This is a genomic window from Bradyrhizobium sp. USDA 10063 (assembly GCF_054063735.1).
Window position 1 is genome coordinate 3,897,167 of record NZ_JBSSGP010000002.1, and the last position, 19,133, is coordinate 3,916,299.

Genomic DNA, 19,133 nt, shown 5'->3' on the forward strand with positions numbered 1-19,133 from the left:
CCTGTTAGATCGCCGCGAGCGCGACGAGCGTTTCGTGATACGCCTCGAACGCATCGCGCCGATCGGTGGCATACGGCTCGACCCTCACGAGGCAGGTGTGGGCCGAACAACCCTGGCCGAACTGAGACGTGCCGATATCGAGCGTGAGCACGTTCGGATTGCCGGCGACCTCCAGCCCGCTATTGCCGGTCGGCGTGAACCAGGCACCGGTCGGGAGCACCAGCACGCCTTGACGGATCTTGTCGGTGATCTCTGCGGTCGCAAGGCATTCCCCGCGGCCGTTCCAGATGCGTATCGTCTGGCCATCCTCAATGCCGAGAGCGGCCGCGTCGTCCGGATGAAGGCGGGCCTGTTCACGGCCATTGCGCTTCATGGCCCGGCTCGATGCGCCGGTTTCGAGCTGGCTGTGAAGACGGCCAGCCGGTTGGTGCGAGATGAGGTGCATCTGGCCGCCGTCGGCGACGTTGCCGAGCCATTCGGCCGGCTCGATCCAGGCGGGATGCGAGCGGCAGTCGGCGTAGTCCAGCCTGGCCAGCGTATCGCTGCCGAGCACGATCTTTCCGCTTTCGGTCTTGACCGCGTGCTCCTCCGGCTTGTTGCGGAAGTCGGCCAGGAACGTGTGCTCGGCCTTGACCGGGCAGCGGGCATAGCCGGCTTCCCAGAACGCATCGAAATCCGGCATGGCGAAGCCGAAACGCTCCGATGCGTCGCTGCGGCAGACCTCGTAGAGATGCCGGAGCCAGCCCATCTCGTCACGGCCTTCGTTGAAGCTACCGGCCACCCCGAGCTTGCCGGCAATCTCATTGCAGATCTCGAAGTCGGAACGGGCCTCGCCCAGCGGCTCGATTGCCTTTTTCATCGCCAGGATGAAGTCGGAGCGCCTGTTGCCGGCAAGATCGTTCCGCTCGATCGACGTGGTTGCCGGCAGCACGATGTCGGCCCGCTGGGCCGTCGCCGTGAACATCGGGTCCTGGACGACAATCGTTTCGGGCCTCGTCCAGGCTTCCGACAGGCGATTGAGGTCCTGATGATGATGGTAGGGATTGCCGCCTGCCCAATAGACCAGCCTCGTATCCGGATAGGAGCGGATCTGTCCTTCGTAGCTGAACGGCGTGCCGGGATTGAGCAGCATATCGCTGATCCGTGCCACCGGAATGAAGCTGTCGATCGGCCTCGGAAGCTGCGAAATAGCCGGAGACCTGCCCAAGTTGAACGGTGACCCGACGCCGCCCAGTGACGCGTAGCCGTAGCCCACGCCGCCGCCCGGCAGTCCAATCTGGCCGACGATCGATGCGAGTCCGAGCGCTGCCCAGAACGGCTGTTCGCCGTGATGGGCCCGCTGCAGACTCCAGCTCACGGTCAGCATGCTCCGCGTGTCGACCAGGCGCCTTGCGAGCCCAGCGATTTTGCCAGCATCGAGTCCGCAGATGCTCGCGGCCCACGCCGCGTCCTTGCGTGTGCCATCCGCCTCGCCTTCGAGATAGCGAAGCAGACGATCAGCACCGCTGGTGCAGCGCGCGAGGAAGTCCCTGTCGTGCCGGCCCGCGTTCACGATCTCGCCCGCGAGGCCGAGCATCAGCGCAGCGTCCGTGTTCGGGCGGATCGGCCACCATTCGCCGTTGACCCAGTCCGGCAGATCGTCCTTCAGCGGCGAGACGTGAATGATCCTGACGCCTCGCTCGACGATTTTCTGAAGATAAGTTTCAAGCCGGTGGCTGCCAATTCCTCCGGCCTCGTTCTGCGCGGTTCGCGGTGACAAGGCGCCGAACACCACCAGCGTCTCGGTGTGCTGCGCGATGGTGTCGAGCGTATTGGCGCGACCGCCGCAGGCGTCGTCGCTGCCCAGCGTGTGCCGCAAGATCACGGGACCTGCCGCGATGGAATAGGTGTCCACATGCCTGGTGAAGCCGCCAACCAAGTTGAGCATGCGCTTCAGAAGCGACGAGGCATGGTGCAGGCGGCCCGAGTTCGTCCAGCCATAGGAGCCCGCGAAGATCGACGCGTTGCCGAAGGTGCCGGCCACGCGGCGTATTTCGTCGGCAACCAGCGTCGTCGCCTCGTCCCAGCTGACCGGCACGAATTTCTCCCGGCCGCGCCCCCGGCGATCGCTTTTCTCGCGCTTGTCGAGCCAGCCGGAACGCACCATCGGTCGCAGCACGCGGCGCTCCAGGTTCGCCCATTCGGCGACTGAGTGGATGATCGGGGAAGGTGCAGGATCGTGCTCGAAAGGCTCCACGCCTACAATGCGACCATCCTCGACGAGGATCGTATACGCACCCCAATGGCTGCAATGCGGGACCCGCTTGATCCTGCTCATGCGTCAACCGCCCCAAGTTCGCGCCGCATCTGCGCAGCGAATTCGGGATAGGTCTCGGCGAGTTCGTCGAACACGCGGCCGCGGAGCAGCTCCAGCGTCGATCCGTCGGGAAGCGCGGTCTGCTGTGGCTGAGCATCATGCTCGAACCGAAAGCCGGTCGATTGCCTGATTTCCGCAAGATCGTGCCCGGGATGCACACTCTCCAGCTCGAATCCCGGTCGGGTCTTGTCGAACCGAAAGAGTCCTTTGCCGGTCAGCAGAGCGATAGGGCCGCCGCTCCGGAAAACTCCCTCCGGGCTGATACCGGGGGCACTGATGAAGTCAACCTTATCGACGAAGACGCGCGGCGTATGCTCCTCCCGGAACAGGATGACTCGCGGCACGACGAAGTAGAGATAAGCCGATCCGAATGAGCCGGGCCAACGCACGCTCGAACGCGGATAGTTACCGGTTCCGACGAGGTTCACGTTGCCGAAGCCATCGATCTGGCCGCCGCCAAGGAAGAAAGCGTCGATCCGTCCCTGACCGGCACAATCGAACAGTTCCGCTGAACCGTTGGTGAAGAAATTGTGCTCGACAGAGCCGAGAATGGAGATGCGCGGGCCGACGGCACCGCTCGCTTCCTTCATCGCGCGCAGAAGCATCGCGCCGGCGGCGGGAATCGGAGAGGAGGCCCCGACGGCGACATGCCTGACCCCATCGAGCAGCCGCGCGATCGTGCAAATCAGCACTTCGCGAGGGAGAACGTCGGCCATCATGCGGGCTCCATCTGCGCCTGCGCCATATAGGCAGAGAAGCCCTCGGCCGTCCGTGCGGCTTTCGCATAGCGTGCGATCTCCGCGCTGTCGGGCGGATACTCGCCCCATAGACCGTAGGGCCACGCACCCTTTGGAGCGCGCGCGACGGCCGTGACGTAGAGTGCCGGCAGCACGCCGGCCGCGCTCATCTCGTCCGCGAGCAGGTTTTCCTCGACCACGCGCTCCACCGTGACGAGAACGGTGCGCGAGGCGTAAGCCATTGCGGCAAGCTCGCGGCGCCGCCCGATCCAGACATTGCCGAAGCGATCGGCCAGCGGCACGTGGAAGATCGTGACGTCAGGCGTGATGGCCGGAATTAGCACGATCGGATCGCCTCCGTCCGCCAGCGGATTGTCGACGACGCGCCAATCGTCGCGGTGACGAAGCAGATCCGTTCCGATCAGCCCACGAAGCGGCATGAAGGGACTGCCCTTCTGCGCCGCCATCAGCCCGGCATGGATGGCAGGACACGTCGCGTCCTTCAAGCGAACCGCGCCTTCCTTGACGGCAGCGTTGAACCGGGGCGCCCCACCCGCTTCGCCCAGAGAGACGGCGCTGGTCTCCACCGACCGCACCAGACCCGCGCCGACGAGCTGATCGACCTGCAATCCGCCGGTCGGCACGCAGACGAGATCGAGATTGCCCGCGCCGTGCTCAATGATTGGCAGCGTCATGGCCATGGACACGCCGGCGTAATCGACCGGCAGCGCAACCCGCATGCCGGCCTCGATGTGCTTCGCCAATGCGCGAGGCTCGCTCAACACCTTCATCCTCCCTGCGCTTGTTCTATATTATAGAACGCTATTCCAAAATTATGTTAGGCGGATTTGGACGGCACTGTCAATCTGACTTCGCCGGCGAGGCCTTTTTTTGCAGAGGTTCGCGCCTGCGCACCCGACTGCACCTGCGCGTGCTTGCGGGGCGGTCGGGCGGCTCGACTTGACAAGACGGCGCGCTGCGCCAACAATAAATGGAATATCGTTCTACAATATAGAACACATTGGGGAGGTGAGAATGGGTGAGCCTGCGGCTCTGCGCGCAATGCGTTCCGGCGATGCGAGCGCTCGGACGTCGCTGACCGGCCGCCTCCGGGAACGCGACGCCATCGGATCGGGCATCGCCGTCCGCGAGGCGGTGAAGACATACGGCAGCTTTCATGCCGTCGACCGGATCAGCATCGACATCGAGCCGGGCGAATTCATCACCCTTCTTGGCCCCTCCGGCAGCGGAAAGACGACGCTGCTCAACCTCGTGGCCGGATTCCAGAGCCTCGACAGCGGCGAAATCCTCGTCGACGGAAGGCCGGTCCACAATGTGCCGACCCACAAGCGCGGCTTCGGCATGGTCTTCCAGAGCTACGCGCTCTTTCCGAACATGACGGTCAGCCAGAACGTCGCGTTTCCACTTCGCATGGCGGGCGTCGATCGAGCGACCTCAGATCGACGCGTTGCCGAAACGCTGGAAATCATGCGGCTGACCGAGCATGCGACGAAATCTCCCTCCCAGATGTCGGGCGGGCAGCAGCAGCGCGTTGCGATCGCCCGCGCCATCGTCAAGAGGCCGAAGGTCGTGCTGATGGACGAACCCCTCAGCGCCCTGGACAGGCGGTTGCGCGAGTCGATTCAGATCGAGATCCGCGACCTCCATCAGACCATCGGCAGCACGATCCTGTTCGTCACGCACGACCAGGGAGAAGCGCTGACCATGAGCGACCGCATTGCGGTGCTCAACGCCGGCAAGATCGTCCAGATTGGACGGCCGCTGGACATCTATCGACATCCGACCGATCGTTTCGTCGCCTCGTTCGTCGGCGAGAGCAATCTGATCGAGGCGGAGATTCTCCAAAAGCGCGGATCGACGCTGACAATGAAGAACCGCGCGGGATATGTGTTCAGCGCCGAAAGCCGCGACACCATCGACGTTGGACGCGCAACCGTGCTGGTGCGTCCGGAACGCATTGCCGTGTCGAACGAGCCGACCGCGAATTCCGCGCCGGTCAGCGTCACATCTGCGATCTTCCTCGGCGAGATCCTGCGGATCGAGGCGCGAATGGAGGGCGGAGAGCCGCTCCTGATTCGGTGTACCGACATGGCCGACCGTCCCCTGCCGGCGGTCGGGGATCGCCTCCACGTGACCTGGGACGCCGCGGACTGCTGGGTGCTTGCATGACCTCCGCATCGATCGGCATCCAAGCGGACCGGCCTGCGGACCTTGATCTCATCAGGAGGTTGAAGGATCCGGCGCTGCTGCTCCTGCCTGCGCTTGCCTTCCTCGCCTTCATCTATCTTCTCCCGCTGATCGACCTCATCCGTATCAGCGTGAGCGGGCCGTCGTGGTCGTCGTATTTTCAGCGGGTCTTCGCGATACCGCTCTATTGGGATTCGCTCGTGCGAACGATGCAGATCTCGGTCACGGTCGCGGGTCTGTGCTTGCTGTTCGGATATCCGACTGCACTGCTCATTCACCGCAGTCGCGGCATCGCCCAGGTTCTGATCGCGACCGCGATCGTGCTGCCCTACTTCATTGCCATCCTGATCCGGACCTATGCCTGGATGGTCCTGCTCGGCCGCAACGGGCCGGTCAACAAGCTGCTGGTTTCGCTCGGCATATTGAGCGAGCCCGTGCAGCTTCTTTTCAACCGCGGCACGGTGCTTCTCGGCATGACCGCGGTGCTTCTGCCGCTGATGGTGCTGACGATCTATTCCAGCGTGGCGCGCCTGGATCAAAGCCTGACCCGGGCGGCGCTGGCGAGCGGCGCGGGGCCCATTGCGGCATTCTGGCGCGTGTTGCTTCCGCTGACCTTGCCCGGCATGGGCGCCGGCTTCCTGCTGGTCTTCGTCGCTGCGATCGGCTTCTTCATTACACCGACCCTGCTTGGAGGGCCCGGTGACCAGATGTTCGCCATGCATATCACCCAGCAGGCGGACTCGGTCACGTCGGAGGGATTCCTGCAAGCCTTGGGCGTGGTGCTGCTGACGATTACGTTGGCGGTGGTCGCGGTGGCCGGACGCTTCCTCGGCTTCGAGTTCATTTGGGGCGGTCGCAAGCTGACGGAGGCCACGCCAAGAGCCGCAGACCGCTCTGCAGCGGACGTCGGTCGCCGCAGTTTCGGCGCCTCGCTTGCCGACCTGATCGGTTGGCCGCTGCTACGGCTGTTCGGGCGTCTGCCGGCGAACTGCGGAACCTGGACCGTTCGCATCATGGGTGGCCTCGTCATCGCCATTCTCATCCTGCCGATCATCGTGGTGATGATCATTTCCTTCAGCAGCGCAAGCTATCTGACATTCCCGCCACCGGGCTTTTCACTCCGCTGGTACGAGCAGTTCTTCTCCGATTCGAACTGGATGCGGGCGTTCTGGACATCATTGATCGTCGCGGCGATGTCGGCCGGCATTGCGATCGTGCTGGGCGCGTCGGCGGCCCTCGGTATTGTCAGGAGCAGGATTCGCGGCAAGTCCGCCATCATGCTGCTTCTCGTGAGCCCGATCATCGTGCCCCCGGTCGTGCTCGGCCTGTCGCTCTACAGCCTGTTCCTGCGTTTCGATCTCGTCGGCTCCGTCTTTGGCCTCGCCGCCGCGCATACGATCGGCGGCCTTCCCATCGTCGTGGTCATCCTCTCCGCCTCGCTTCAAGGCGTCGATACCAGGCTCGAACAGGCCGCCGCCGTCCACGGCGCATCGTCGTTGACGGTGTTCCGACTGGTGACGCTGCCGGCCATCATGCCGGGCTTGGCTGCAGCGACGTTCTTCGCCTTCCTGCACTCATTCGACGAGCTAGTGCTGACGCTGTTCCTGTCGAGCGCGCAGCTCAAGACACTCCCGCTCATGCTGTGGGGCGACATCAATTATCGGCTCAATCCGGTACTGGCCGTGGTCTCGACGCTGGAGGTGCTGCTGGTGATCGCAGGGCTCGTCCTTGCGCGACCCGTTCTCGCCACGTCGCGAAAAACCGCATGATACAGATCAATTTCAGGTGGAGGAAAGAAAGAATGCTGGGAATGAAACGCTTGAGACCATCGGCTTCCGTATTGGCTTCGGCCCTGTTCATCGCGATGGGTACGGGCCTCGCTGAAGCTCAGAGCAACGTCGTAATCATGCAGGATCCGGGCGGCGGATATGGCGATGCATTGCGCAAGGTCATGTACGACCCGTTCGAGAAGGAGACCGGTATCAAGGTCGTGACCGTCCAGGAGGCCCGTAGCGGTCCGCGCATCAAGGCTCAAGCCGATGCCGGAAAGGCGCAATGGGACCTGACTTTCATCTTCGACCAGGAGACGAAGCTCCTCGGCGACTGCTGCCTGGCCGATATCGACTATTCCAAGCTTTCCGACGCGGCGAAACAGACGCTGGCGGCGATGCCGGACAATCTGAAGCGCAAGAAGGGCGTCGCATTGCAGGTGATCGGCGTCGGCCTCGTCTACAACAAGGACAAGTACAAGGGGGAAAATGTACCGACGAGCTGGGCCGACTTCTGGGACGTGAAGAAGTTTCCCGGCCGGCGTTGCATGCCTGCCTGGCCGCGTTTCGTGTTCGAAGCGGCGCTGATGGCTGACGGCGTGGAGAAGAGCAAGCTCTACCCGATCGACATGGAACGGGCGCTGAAGAAGGTGAAGGAGATCAAACCCCATATCGCCAAATGGTGGACGACGGCCGCACAGCCGCCGCAGCTCCTGCTTGACGGTGAGGCCGACATGTGCATGGCTTACACCGGTTCGATGAGCAAGCTCGCCCTTGAGGGCGCTCCGATCGACCTGACCTTCAATCAGGGCTTCGTCTACTACGACTTCTTCTCGATCCCCAAGGGGGCGCCGAACTACGACAACGCGCTGAAACTGCTTTCCTGGCGGCTTGACGCCAAGCGCGCGGCGCAGCTCACCTCGACCTTCCCGGTCGCCCTTCCCTCTCCGGTCGTGTTCGAGGCAGCAACCGACAAGAAGCTCGCCCGGTACTGGGCCAATAACCCGGACAACGTCTCGAAGGCGATCGAATGGAGCCCGGACTATTGGGGCGCACCTTCGCCGGCCGGAAATTCCACCAATGAAGAGTACGGGCAGGAGAAGCTCAACGCCTTGCTGGCACAATAGGCAGACCGATCAGCAGGTGGCCCCGATCCGCCACGATCGGGGCTGCCCATCCGCGGGCTATGGCCGATCGCCCGGCCATGCTAGATCGGTGAAAGATCATGCTATTTTGGCTGTTGGATGGATAAGGCTTTCACCAAGGGACTGCGTCTCCTGGAAGCACTTGCTCTGAGCGAGCAACCTCGCGGGGTCACGGACCTAGCGAGCGAGCTGAAGCTCACAAAAAGCAACGTGCATCGGCTGCTCATGACTTTGCAGTCCCAAGGATATGTGCGCCAGATCCCCCCGCACAGCACGTATGAGCTCACGACCAAGATCTGGGCGCTCGGCAGCCACGTCATCCACCGGATGGACCTCATCAACGTCGCGCGACCGGCGATGACGAAACTTGCCGAGATAACCGGCGAGACCATTCATCTTTCCGTGCTCGAGGATACCGACGTCGTTTACGTCGACAAGATCGAAAGCGCGCACCATATCCGCGCCCATACGAGCGTCGGCATGCGCGCCCCCGCCTTCACCATGGCGACAGGAAAAGCGATGCTCGCACATATGCCGGACGACTACCTGGAGCGATTCCGGCCTCATCTCAGGCGCTACACCGAAACGACGCGAACGACGATCAAGGAGCTGCGCGAGGACATCGAGCTGGCACGCGCGCAGGGTTACTCCGCCGTGCTGCATGGCGAGTGGCGCGAGGGCATCGCTGCCTGCGCTTGTGCGATCCTTGGCCGCTCCGGCGACCTCGTCGGAGCAATCGGCATGTCCGGGCCCGACACGCGCATCAAGCGCAAGCAGATCAAGGAATATTCGGTTCACGTGATGGAGGCGGCGCGAACCATCGGCGCTGCGCTTGGCTATTCCAACAGGCCGGCCTACCCCACCGTCAGAAGCGATTTGCCTGATCCTACGCCTTTACATCAATCACGACGCGCCCCTTGATCTTGCCGGCCACGATGTCCGCGGCAAGCTGTGGCAGCGCCGACAGGGGCTCGGTGCGGGCAATCTCGCCAAGATGCTGCTTGTCGAGATTGTCGGCCAATATCCGCCAGGCGCGCTCGCGCTTGGCGGGCGGTGCGAACACGCTATCGACTCCAATCAACGTCACGCCGCGAAGAATGTGAGGCGCGACGGAGGCAGGCAGGTCCATGCCCCCGGCCAGGCCGCAGGCGGCGACCGCGCCTCCGTAAACCGTTTGAGCAAGCACGTTGGCCAGCGTCGTCGAGCCGACCGAATCGACCGCTCCGGACCAGCGCTCCTTCTGAAGAACCGGCCCCTTCTCCGCGAGCGAGGCACGATCGACGAAACCACTCGCCCCTAGCGAAGCCAGATAGTCCTTCGTTTCGGACCGGCCGGTCGACGCCGTGACCGAATAGCCTTTCTTCGCGAGCAGTAAGATGGCCGTCGAGCCGACGCCGCCAGCGGCTCCGGTGACCAGGACTTCCCTGCCGCCGGGGCGCATGCCCCAGCTCTCCAGCGCGTCGACACATAGAGCCGCGGTGTAGCCGGCCGTGCCGATCGCCATGGCCTGTTCCAGCGTGAAGGCCTCCGGCAGGCGCGTGAGCCAATCGGACCTGACTCTCTGGAAGCGCGAATAGCCTCCCCATTCCGTTTCGGACAATCCCCAGCCATTGACGACGACCTTGTCGCCCGCTTTCCAGCCTGCCGACCGGCTCTCCACGACCGTGCCCGCGATGTCGATGCCTGCGACCATCGGAAGACGTCGAGCAATGCGCCCCTTGCCGGACACGGCAAGGCCGTCCTTGTAATTCAGGCTCGAGAACGCAATTTCCACCAACACGTCGTGTGCCGGGAGCTCGGCAAGGGTGAGATCGCGAAACTCAGCCTGGTGTTTGCCATCCCTCTCGACGATCATAAGGGCGCGGAAAGCGTCGGTCATTCACTCACTCCTGAACTACCGTGCGTGGTCACTTGCGTGCGGTCCTCTTGGTCAGCACATTCGTCAACAGATCGCGCATACCTTCGAGGTGTCGGCGCGTCAGGGTTGCAGCTTTCTCGCCATCGCGGGCTTCCACCGCATGCATGATCTGCTCGTGCGCATCGGCCGTGCCGCGCCGCTCGCGGGTTCGGTAGATCAACATGTTGGTGATGGGAATGAAACTCTCGATGACCATGTACATCATCAGGCGCAACGGAGCGTTCGCGGTCGCGTCGGCCAGAGCGCGATGAAACCGTACGTCCGAGGCGCAGAAGTCCTCATCCGAGAGGTCACCGCGCCGCTGCAATGCGATCTCGCTCTCCATTGCCCGGATGTCGGCCTCGCTGCGGTTTACGGCCGCCATCCTGCAGCAGACGGCCTCCGCCTCCATGCGCGCAACGATCATCTCGTCGACGTTGAAGGCGCCTAGACCGACCAGAAGGGTGGCGGCGCCGGTAATCGTCCGGCTCACGCCTTCGAGGTCCGGACGTACGACGAAATTTCCACCCGTGGGACCGCGGCGAGAGCGAACGAGATTTTGCGCGGCGAGGCGCTTGAGGGCCTCCCTGACGGTCGGGCGGGACACGCCGAAACGGCGTGCCAGTTCCTCCTCACCCGGCAACCGTTCATCGACCTTGAGATGCCCTTCAAGGATGGCCGTTCGAATGGCGTCGGCCACCTGTTTGGCAAGACCACCTTTGACGATCTCGTCGTACTTCAGAGACAAGCCTATCTCCCGTCTGCATCATGGGCACCCGAACAGTAGCATACCAATCCATTCAAATATAGGTTTGACAAATACAGAAACGACATTAGGGTCGACATGCATGCGTTTCCTTGGAGCAACGGTGCGGTGAAGCCGATCAAGTCTGGCGCCAATCCAGCCTCCCCTGAACCGGCCCGCCCGGCCCTGCTCGAACGGCTGTCCGCGAGATTGACGCCTGGCGCCCTTCTGGTCGGCGATGCCATCGACGCGCGCTACCGGGAAGACCGCAGAGGCAAGCACTCTGCGCCGCCTCGATTCGTCATGCGACCGACCTCAACGACGGAGGTTTCCGAATGCCTCGCCGCATGCAATGAATTTGAACAGCCGCTTGTCGTTCAGGGTGGTCGCACCGGCCTTTCGGGCGCACATCGGATCGTCGAGGGAGAGGCAATATTGTCGCTGGAGCGCATGACCGCTCTCGACGGGATTGGCGACGACAAGGCCACGATGCTCGTCGAGGCGGGATCACCGCTCCAGGCTGTGCAGGAGGCGGCTGACGCGGCCGGCTATCTTTTCGGGGTCGATATCGGATCCAGAGGCACGGCGACCATCGGCGGCAATATCGCAACCAACGCCGGCGGCATTCGCGTGTTGCGGTATGGGATGTTCCGGTCCCAAGTGGCAGGCCTGGAAACGGTGCTGGCTGACGGCACGATACTTTCCTCACTGCGCGGTCTGGACAAGGACAACACCGGCTACGATTTGAACCAGCTGTTCATCGGCAGCGAGGGCACGCTGGGCGTTGTCACGCGTGCGAGGCTCCGTTTGCACCCCAAGCCCGTCGCCGAGGCCAACGCTTTCCTCGCGGTGACGTCGGTCGAGGCCGCGCTGAGACTTCTTGGCCGGCTGCGGCGGGCTCTTGGCCCTTGTCTTTCGGCTTTCGAACTCATGCTTCCCGAAGCAGTCGACGGGGTCGTCGCGTTTCTCGACATTCCGCGGCCGATCCGGACCACAGCACCGGCCTACGTGCTCACCGAAGTCCAGTCCCTCAGCGATGCGTCTGTCGCCGAGACGTTTACTTCGTGCCTGATGCAGGAAATGGAAGACGGCCTCGCACTTGACGGCGTCGTATCGCAATCCTCGCGTGAATTCAGATCGTTGTGGGACATGCGCGATTCCTGCGCGGACTATGTCCGAAGCCTTCAATATGTCCTCGGCCTCGATATCAGCGTTCCAACCTGTCGGATCGCAGAATTTCTCCAGGACGGCCAAGCCGAGCTGAGGGCTGTCGATCCCTCAACCGATCCGATCGTGTTCGGCCATGTCGGCGACGGCAACTTGCACTATGTCATTCGAACACCCAGACAGGACGAGGCCGCAGAGAGGATCTATCGTCTGGTCGCCCGACACGGCGGCTCGATCTCGGCCGAGCACGGAATCGGCGTCGACAAGAAACCTTGGCTGCACCTTTCTCGAAGCCCGGCCGAAATCGCGACCATGCGTCGACTAAAGGCCGCTCTCGACCCAAATGCGATCTTGGGTCGGGGACGCATCTTCGACTGACCCGCTTGCGTGCAAACTCGGCTCAAGCACGGATCGCCTCGTCGGCACTAGAAGGTCACCTTTCTGAAGCACATCCAAGACCTTCAATAGGTTCTCTCAACTGACAAATTCTCGGCAGCGCTCCGACGGCTACCGTCCGGAGTGCAAAATCACGACGATCGTAGATTAGCGCACCAGATCGTTGCCGCTGGTAGCGGGGGAGCGCTAAATTGCGAAACCCACTATTTCGGAAGCCCTGTTTTCTTATCGGCGGGCAGCGTAACTGGTCTGCTGCAGCCTTTATAGTCCGCCAAGAGCCGCCATTTGTGCGCGATCTAACTATGCTTCGAATGTTATCGAGCAAGTTCAACCCCCGGACTTGCAACATCCGATTCTTGCGAATGGTCGAACGGGAAATCCGAGGGCTCATTGCATGAACGGAGTTGGCTCTGTGACCTTTCCCGAATCCCTGTATTCACTAACTTGCTGATCGCATCGACGAAGTAAGCCGCCGGACCGTTCCAGGCTAGTCCGGCGCTTACACCCGAACCGGATGTCCGTTGAGCCCATTTGGGCGCGCTGTCACCGCCGGCCGAGCCGATCTCTACGTAAATCTGCTAACAGCACCCCACGGAGCCCCAGTGCCTGACCCCACCCGATCGTGACAGCGGGCCCCTGACGTCGACCAAGAATGGTATTGGTTGTGCCATCGAGTCTATCATTTCACCATAGGGAGGTGAATACGTGGGAAATCCGAAGCAAAAGCGGCTCGCGGCGACCACACAACTGGTTAGATCTGGAACTCAACGGCTAAGCAAATCAGCCAGAAACGTCATAGCGTACGTGGAGAGCCACCCTAACGCGGTATTGGTGAGTTCTGCGGCGGATCTCGCGTCATGTATCGGCGCATCGGATGCCACGGTGATCCGCGCGATACAATCGCTCGGCTATGAAGGCCTCCCCCACCTGAAATCTGTCATTGCCGCCAAGCTCGACGCAGGAACGCGCGACGCGCCGGACAAGGTCAGCACCACCGTGAAGACGCTGAACGAGCGGCACGAGGCATCGCCGTTTGCCTTGACCGTGGAGGCCTATGCGCATTCACTCGAAATGCTGCGTCATTCGCATACCGACCTCTCGATCGCCGCTGCCGGGTCCGTCCTCGGCAAGGCGCGCCGAATCGCGCTGTATGGAGCCGGCCCCTCGGCCATGATCCTGCAGCAGACGGCAATCCATCTCAATCGGATCGGCCGACACGCTTATCTGCTGGCCGGCGCCGGCGGCTATTTTGCGGACAGCCTGCTGCAGATCCAAAAAGGCGATGCGCTTCTGGTTCTGGCCTACGGGCAGGTGCAGAAGGAAGGCATGCTCGCCCAAAAGGAAATCCGCAAGCATGGCGGCGACATCGTTGTGATTACCGACAATCCCACGGGCAGGATGGCCTCGCAGGCGAATGCGATCGTGGTCGTACCGCGCACCGAAGTCGGCAACATGACCCTGTACGGGACGATCCTGATGACCCTTGAGAGCATCGTCCTGTCCCTGACGCGCGAGGAGCCCAAGCTAGCCCTCGCAACAGCAGGGCGCCTGAGGGATTTCAGGGTTGACCTCGCCGTTACGCCGAAGGACGACCGTTAGCGGGTTCATCGCGCAGCCGTAGCATTTATTACGATTCTAAACTAGATTCGCACGCAGGTTAGCTGACATCCCTCCCCCGGATCTGCTATTGTTGCTGTATCAGACGTAATTTCATCCATTTAAATGTAATGAACGCTACGTCTGACGTGAATGACGCCTGCTGAGGTCGCGGGCGCTCTGAGAAGCTCTTGGCGACCCTCTGCGACCGACGTCCGGCACGTTCCCATGTTCAGGGAATACCATGATATCCCGAAGGTCGCTTTTGACGGCCGGCATCGCAACCGGTCTCGCTTCGCGCGCCTCCCTCGGCGCGGCCCGCGAGAGCAGAGTCCTTCAGGTTGTCTCTCCGCGTGAGATCACCAGCCTGGAGCCGCGCGATACAGGATTTCACTTCCGCCGGCTTCGCGTCGCCGAGTGCCTGGTAACAATCGACCCGACCGGCAAGCTCGTGGGCGAACTTGCCGAAAGCTGGCATGTCAGCGCGGACGGCAAGACTTGGCGCTTCAAGATCCGGCCCGGCGTCAGATTTCATGACGGCACGACCGCGAGCCCCGAAATCATACGCCAGTCTTTCGAGCGTCTTCGCCCGACATCCGAACTCGTGGCAACGGCGCCAATCGAGAAGGTAACGGCAGAGGGCGACGAACTCGTGTTCGGTCTCACCACGCAGTTCAGCCTGCTGCCGGCATATCTTACCGATGCAACCGCAATTATCCTGGCCCCTGTCTCATTCGATGCGCGTGGAATGGTCCGGCAAGTCATCGGGACAGGCCCCTATCGAGCCGTCAAGATCATCGGCAGGGATGCAATCGATCTCGAAGCGTTTGCGGATTACTGGGGTCCGCAACCCCATATCGCCAAGGTTCGCTTTGCGGCGGCAAAGACACCGGACGCACTCGCCAACCTTGCCGAATCCGGGCAGGCCGACCTCACCTTCTCCGTTCCGCTCCTGCTCAAGAACCGAATTGAGTCCTCGGGGCGCACGCGAGTCATTGTCGTGCCGACCGCCCGGACCCTGACGCTGAGGCTCAATGTCGCCGATCCACTGTTCTCGGATGTCCGCGTCCGCAGGGCACTCTCCCTGGCAGTCGACAGAACTGGAATCGCGACGGCGCTTTATGCGAATCCAACGAGTGTCGCCAATCAGTTGGTTTCAAACGCATTGCCGGAGTGGCATGATCGGTCCATTCCGCAAGCTAGGCGCGACGTCGATGGCGCAAGAGCTTTGCTCGAACAGGCCGGCTGGAAACCGGGTGCCGACGGCATTCTGCAAAAGAACGGCGGACGGTTCGTCTTCAATCTCTTTACAGGCCCAGATCCCGAATGGGCCACGCTCGGACAGGCACTCCAGGACCAGTTCAGGGAGATCGGAATCGAGGCGGTTCTTGAACCTGGCAAATGGTCCGTGCTCCTCGACAAGGTCAAGACAAACACCGATCAGGCAAACATCGGCGCCCGCAACTATGCGCAGGTCCCCGATGCGATTGCGACCCTGCGGGTCGACTATTCAGCCGAGACGGCGGTCAATCACGTCTGGGGCGGACGCAACTTCATGGCTCCCGAACTTGACGGCGCCCTCCATGCCTACCTCGCTGCGACAACACCGGATGCACGGACAGCGGCGCGCAGATCCATACAGGACATTCTCGTCAGCGGCCTTCCGGCCATTCCGATCACCTATCGTGACTACGGCGTGGCGGTTTCAAAGAGGATCGCCCCAGGCAGCGTGGTTGTCGATCCACTGGAGTTCAGCTTCTGGATCGATCGCATCAGGTGGGCGACATGACAGACACGCTTGGCTGGAGACTTGGCACGAGCGTGACGAGACACGCCGCAGCCGCCATTGGCGTCGCGCTGGTCGTCGCGACACTTGCCTTCATCGGCACCCAATCGCTGCGCGGCGACATTGCGATGCGGGTCGCGGAAGCGCGGTATGGCGACGCCATCACCTTTGCGCTGGCCGACGATATCCGGCGGCACGCGGGGCTCGATCAGGGAGTGCTCGCTCAATACGTCCGTTGGATCGGATCGATTGCCGCGGGCAATCTGGGCCGCTCGATCGTCAGCAACCGTCCCGTCGTCGAAGAGTTGGGGCGCGGCCTCGCACCGACCTTGACTGTGATCGGCCTGGCCGTGCCCCTCGCCGTCATCCTGAGCGGCGCTATCGGCTTTCTTGCCGGGGTCAACAAGGGCGGCCCTGTCGATCGCTTGATGCTGGTGGTGGCCGCCTTCCTGTCCTCGATCCCGGCATTCCTGACAGGCGCTCTGCTGGTGACGGTGTTCGCCATCAAGCTCCAGTGGTTTCCGGTCGCCGGGACCAACTTGTCGCTTTATTTCGTCCTTCCCGCGCTGACCCTGGCGATTGCACTCGTGCCGGATCTTTCCCGGATCACGCGCAACGCGGTCGTGCGTACGCTGCGCGATTTCTACGTCACCTACGGCCGGGTCAAGGGCCAATCCTGGCTCCGCATCGTCTTCGTCCACGCGTTGCGCCCAACGCTTGTTCCGGTCGTGGCCTACCTTGGCCCGCTCGTTGCGCACATGGTCGGCGGAATGATCATCGTCGACGTCCTGTTCAATCTCGGCGGCCTCGGCTCGATTCTCGTGGAAAGCGTGCTTGCCTCCGACATCCCGCTGGCGCTTGGCGCCGGACTGCTCATCGGTGTCTCTGTCGTCGTCATCAACGGCCTCACGGACGTCGCCGTCAAAGTGCTCGATCCACGCGATTCCCTGTCCGGGAGCCCCCGATGAGCATGATGGTAGCCGAGCCGCGCCACTCAACGACGCAGCTATCGGCCTCGCTCCTGTGCCTTGGCCTCGCCCCCGCCGCTGCCATGCTGTCGCTCGCCCTGGTCGGACCGATATTTCTCTCTGTCGATCCCAACAAGCAGTCGCTGATGGCAGCCTATGCGTCGCCGCTCGGCGACTACGTTCTGGGAGCGGATCATCTCGGCCGCTCGATCGCGGCGCGTCTCATAGCGGGAGCGAGAACATCGCTTGGACTGGCTTTCGCCGGCGCTGTGGCGGCAGCATGCACCGGCACGGTGCTTGGCTTTCTCTCCGCCTATTTTGGCGGATGGCTTCGCTCCCTGGTGATGCGAACCACCGATGTCATCATCGCCTGCCCGGCGCTGCTCTTTGTCATCCTGGTATCCGGATTAATTGGTGGGGGATTGGGACCGGTTTTCTTCGCCTTGTGGATGTCGCAATGGCCGGGTTTCGCCCGCCTCGCCAGCGCCGCCGCCGGCCGCGAACTGAACTCCGATCACGTTGAGTCGGCACGGCTCCTCGGTTTCTCGACGCCGTACATCATCATGCGTCACGTACTGCCGGGCGCAGGCCCTTATATCTACTCGCTCGCCGCTCTGACGTTAGGCGGCAATGTCCTGACGATTTCCTCGGTCGGCTTTCTCGGCATCGGATTGCGACCTCCTACGCCGGAATGGGGCGCGATGATCGCAGAGTCCTTGAGCTTCGCCCGAACTGCGCCGCATCTGGTGCTGGTACCCGCCGCCGCAATCCTGATCTGCACGCTCTCCGCGACGCTGATTGGCGAACATTATGGCGCGCTTCGCCGCGATGGGATCGGTGACGCATGACCGCACTCGGCGTTGAGAACCTTTCGATCGGGACACCGACGCGAGGCATCGTCAATAATATATGCCTTCAGGTCGCTCACGGCGAAATCATCGCCATTCTCGGCGAGACCGGAAGCGGCAAGAGCATGATTGGCAGCGCCATTATGGGTTTGGTGCCGCGCGGGATGGAGGTCAGCGGCCGGATCGTCGTCAACGATCGCGTGATTGCCGTAGCCGACACCAGCGGCCTTCGGCGGCTCTGGTCCAGTGACCTGTTTCTTCTGCCGCAAGAGCCGTTGAGCGCGCTCGCGCCGCTGCTGAAAGCGAGCAGCCAGGTTGCCGAGCAAATTGCCGCAAGCGCCAATGTGCGCCGCCGCCTTGCAGCCGACGCGCTTGCGGCGATGCATCTGCAGATTGAGCACCACGGCAAGCGGCCGCACGAACTTTCAGGCGGCATGGCGCAACGGGTGATGGCCGCAATCGCCTCAGTGACGCGTGCGCGAATCCTGGTCGCTGATGAACCGACCAAGGGGCTGGACGCGGATCGACGCGACGCCGTGGCGGAAATGTTCAATCTCCTCAAGAACGACGGCAGGGCAATCGTGCTGATCACGCACGATATCGCCCTTGTCCGGCAGGTCGCCGACCGCATCGCCTTCCTGGATGACAGCAGAATCGTGGAAGAAGGGCCGAGTGCGCAGGTGCTCGGGGCGCCGGCATCCGACTATGCGCGGCGATATGTGAGAAGCGATCCGCGAAGCTGGACAGCGCGCCCTTATGTACGCTCATCGACGCCGAAAGTTCTTGAGGTCGAGGATCTCCGGATCGGGGTTGCCGGACGCGTCCTTGCAGAGAACGTCAATTTTCATTGCCATGCCGGCCACATCGCCGCGCTGCTGGGAGAAAGCGGGATTGGCAAGACCACACTCGGACGCACGATTCTTGGGCTCTCCGCGCCGATGGCGGGGGCCGTGAGGCGCCGCTTTGCCAAGACGCGCCCTGACGCTTTGGCGATTCAGAAGTTGCACCAGGATCCGACACGGGTCTTCTCCCCATGGCAGTCCATCGGACGCAGCATGCAGGATCTCATCAGATTGCCGGGCGGCCAGGATGCGGTGAAAGCCATTCGAGCCCTCATGCGTCGTTTCGGCCTCAACCAGGATCTGCTTGATCGCCTGCCAGGACAGATCAGCGGCGGCGAGGCGCAGCGTCTGGCGCTGACGCGTATCCTCGCGCTCAGGCCGCACTTTCTGATCGCCGACGAGCCGACATCGCGGCTCGATCCGCCGGTCCAGGCCGAGGTGATCAGGCACCTGCGGGAGACAGCCGATGAGGGCGATCTCGCGATCCTGCTGATCACCCACGACCGGGAGTTGGCTGAGGCCGTGGCTGATCGTTGCATGCTGATGAGCGCCGACACTTCTGCCCCCGCACGATTGCGTGACATTACGCGGCGCCCTGTTGGTGCCGACCGGCCTTAAGCCGGCCTGAATTCATCGGCAACGGCCCCGCTCCCACCAAGGCCCCCTTTTCAGC

15 protein-coding genes are annotated in these 19,133 nt (G+C 62.6%); 10 read left to right on the forward strand and 5 right to left on the reverse strand.

Annotation, left to right across the window (positions count from 1 at the left end; all coding sequences use genetic code 11):
- Nucleotides 1-4: 4 nt before the first annotated feature.
- Genes ACVJGD_RS20445 through ACVJGD_RS20455 form a run of 3 tightly spaced genes read right to left on the reverse strand, consistent with a single transcriptional unit; the run spans nt 5 to nt 3,884 of the window.
- Nucleotides 5-2,317, reverse strand: a complete 2,313-nt coding sequence (locus ACVJGD_RS20445; protein WP_456636038.1) for a molybdopterin-dependent oxidoreductase — start codon at nt 2,315-2,317, stop codon at nt 5-7.
- Nucleotides 2,314-3,072 carry a CoA-transferase gene (locus ACVJGD_RS20450; protein ID WP_456640312.1) on the reverse strand — a complete coding sequence of 253 codons (759 nt, stop codon included), beginning with the start codon at nt 3,070-3,072 and terminating at the stop codon, nt 2,314-2,316. Before ACVJGD_RS20450 ends, ACVJGD_RS20445 begins: the two co-directional genes overlap by 4 nt.
- On the reverse strand, nt 3,072-3,884 hold the full coding sequence (locus tag ACVJGD_RS20455) for a CoA transferase subunit A (RefSeq protein ID WP_456636039.1): 813 nt from the start codon (nt 3,882-3,884) through the stop codon (nt 3,072-3,074). Before ACVJGD_RS20455 ends, ACVJGD_RS20450 begins: the two co-directional genes overlap by 1 nt.
- Before the next feature lie 244 nt (nt 3,885-4,128).
- Here ACVJGD_RS20455 and ACVJGD_RS20460 point away from each other — a divergent pair, with 244 nt between their 5' ends.
- The 4 genes from ACVJGD_RS20460 (at nt 4,129) to ACVJGD_RS20475 (ending at nt 9,136) form a co-directional block, all read left to right on the forward strand.
- Complete coding sequence (locus ACVJGD_RS20460) at nt 4,129-5,283, forward strand: ABC transporter ATP-binding protein (protein WP_456636040.1); 1,155 nt, start codon at nt 4,129-4,131, stop codon at nt 5,281-5,283.
- On the forward strand, nt 5,280-7,070 hold the full coding sequence (locus tag ACVJGD_RS20465) for an ABC transporter permease subunit (RefSeq protein WP_456636041.1): 1,791 nt from the start codon (nt 5,280-5,282) through the stop codon (nt 7,068-7,070). The genes ACVJGD_RS20460 and ACVJGD_RS20465 overlap by 4 nt, the downstream gene beginning before the upstream one ends.
- Nucleotides 7,071-7,102: 32 nt before the next feature.
- Nucleotides 7,103-8,197: an extracellular solute-binding protein gene (locus ACVJGD_RS20470; RefSeq protein WP_456636042.1), complete on the forward strand. Its 1,095-nt coding sequence runs from the start codon at nt 7,103-7,105 to the stop codon at nt 8,195-8,197.
- A gap of 117 nt (nt 8,198-8,314) precedes the next feature.
- Complete coding sequence (locus ACVJGD_RS20475; protein WP_456636043.1) at nt 8,315-9,136, forward strand: IclR family transcriptional regulator; 822 nt, start codon at nt 8,315-8,317, stop codon at nt 9,134-9,136.
- Here the strand turns inward: ACVJGD_RS20475 and ACVJGD_RS20480 are convergent.
- Together ACVJGD_RS20480 and ACVJGD_RS20485 are read right to left on the reverse strand one after the other, a co-directional pair.
- Nucleotides 9,102-10,094 carry an MDR family oxidoreductase gene (locus tag ACVJGD_RS20480; RefSeq protein WP_456636044.1) on the reverse strand — a complete coding sequence of 331 codons (993 nt, stop codon included), beginning with the start codon at nt 10,092-10,094 and terminating at the stop codon, nt 9,102-9,104. The two genes, ACVJGD_RS20475 and ACVJGD_RS20480, sit on opposite strands and share 35 nt — an antisense overlap.
- A 28-nt stretch (nt 10,095-10,122) precedes the next feature.
- Nucleotides 10,123-10,860 carry a FadR/GntR family transcriptional regulator gene (locus tag ACVJGD_RS20485; protein ID WP_456636045.1) on the reverse strand — a complete coding sequence of 246 codons (738 nt, stop codon included), beginning with the start codon at nt 10,858-10,860 and terminating at the stop codon, nt 10,123-10,125.
- A 126-nt stretch (nt 10,861-10,986) separates the two neighbouring features.
- Between ACVJGD_RS20485 and ACVJGD_RS20490 the strand changes: the two genes are divergently transcribed.
- The 6 genes from ACVJGD_RS20490 (at nt 10,987) to ACVJGD_RS20515 (ending at nt 19,078) form a co-directional block, all read left to right on the forward strand.
- Nucleotides 10,987-12,402, forward strand: a complete 1,416-nt coding sequence (locus ACVJGD_RS20490; RefSeq protein WP_456636046.1) for an FAD-binding oxidoreductase — start codon at nt 10,987-10,989, stop codon at nt 12,400-12,402.
- A 723-nt stretch (nt 12,403-13,125) separates the two neighbouring features.
- The gene (locus tag ACVJGD_RS20495) at nt 13,126-14,019 is read left to right on the forward strand and encodes a MurR/RpiR family transcriptional regulator (protein ID WP_456636047.1); all 894 of its coding nucleotides are present in this window, start codon (nt 13,126-13,128) and stop codon (nt 14,017-14,019) included.
- A 241-nt stretch (nt 14,020-14,260) separates the two neighbouring features.
- Entirely contained in the window at nt 14,261-15,805 is a 1,545-nt protein-coding gene (locus tag ACVJGD_RS20500) for an ABC transporter substrate-binding protein (protein WP_456636048.1), read from the forward strand.
- Nucleotides 15,802-16,770, forward strand: coding sequence for an ABC transporter permease (locus ACVJGD_RS20505; protein ID WP_456636049.1), 969 nt, complete (start codon nt 15,802-15,804; stop codon nt 16,768-16,770). Before ACVJGD_RS20500 ends, ACVJGD_RS20505 begins: the two co-directional genes overlap by 4 nt.
- A complete protein-coding gene (locus tag ACVJGD_RS20510; RefSeq protein WP_456636050.1) occupies nt 16,767-17,618 on the forward strand; it encodes an ABC transporter permease in 852 nt (283 codons plus the stop codon). Before ACVJGD_RS20505 ends, ACVJGD_RS20510 begins: the two co-directional genes overlap by 4 nt.
- On the forward strand, nt 17,615-19,078 hold the full coding sequence (locus tag ACVJGD_RS20515) for an ABC transporter ATP-binding protein (RefSeq protein WP_456636051.1): 1,464 nt from the start codon (nt 17,615-17,617) through the stop codon (nt 19,076-19,078). The genes ACVJGD_RS20510 and ACVJGD_RS20515 overlap by 4 nt, the downstream gene beginning before the upstream one ends.
- Nucleotides 19,079-19,133 lie beyond the last annotated feature (55 nt).

Coding starts and splice junctions, on each gene's coding strand:
- ACVJGD_RS20445 (WP_456636038.1), bottom strand. CDS start 2,317: ATGAGCAGGATCAAGCGGGTCCCGCATTGCAGCCATTGGGGTGCGTAT.
- ACVJGD_RS20450 (WP_456640312.1), bottom strand. CDS start 3,072: ATGGCCGACGTTCTCCCTCGCGAAGTGCTGATTTGCACGATCGCGCGG.
- ACVJGD_RS20455 (WP_456636039.1), bottom strand. CDS start 3,884: ATGAAGGTGTTGAGCGAGCCTCGCGCATTGGCGAAGCACATCGAGGCC.
- ACVJGD_RS20460 (WP_456636040.1), top strand. CDS start 4,129: ATGGGTGAGCCTGCGGCTCTGCGCGCAATGCGTTCCGGCGATGCGAGC.
- ACVJGD_RS20465 (WP_456636041.1), top strand. CDS start 5,280: ATGACCTCCGCATCGATCGGCATCCAAGCGGACCGGCCTGCGGACCTT.
- ACVJGD_RS20470 (WP_456636042.1), top strand. CDS start 7,103: ATGCTGGGAATGAAACGCTTGAGACCATCGGCTTCCGTATTGGCTTCG.
- ACVJGD_RS20475 (WP_456636043.1), top strand. CDS start 8,315: ATGGATAAGGCTTTCACCAAGGGACTGCGTCTCCTGGAAGCACTTGCT.
- ACVJGD_RS20480 (WP_456636044.1), bottom strand. CDS start 10,094: ATGACCGACGCTTTCCGCGCCCTTATGATCGTCGAGAGGGATGGCAAA.
- ACVJGD_RS20500 (WP_456636048.1), top strand. CDS start 14,261: ATGATATCCCGAAGGTCGCTTTTGACGGCCGGCATCGCAACCGGTCTC.
- ACVJGD_RS20505 (WP_456636049.1), top strand. CDS start 15,802: ATGACAGACACGCTTGGCTGGAGACTTGGCACGAGCGTGACGAGACAC.
- ACVJGD_RS20510 (WP_456636050.1), top strand. CDS start 16,767: ATGAGCATGATGGTAGCCGAGCCGCGCCACTCAACGACGCAGCTATCG.
- ACVJGD_RS20515 (WP_456636051.1), top strand. CDS start 17,615: ATGACCGCACTCGGCGTTGAGAACCTTTCGATCGGGACACCGACGCGA.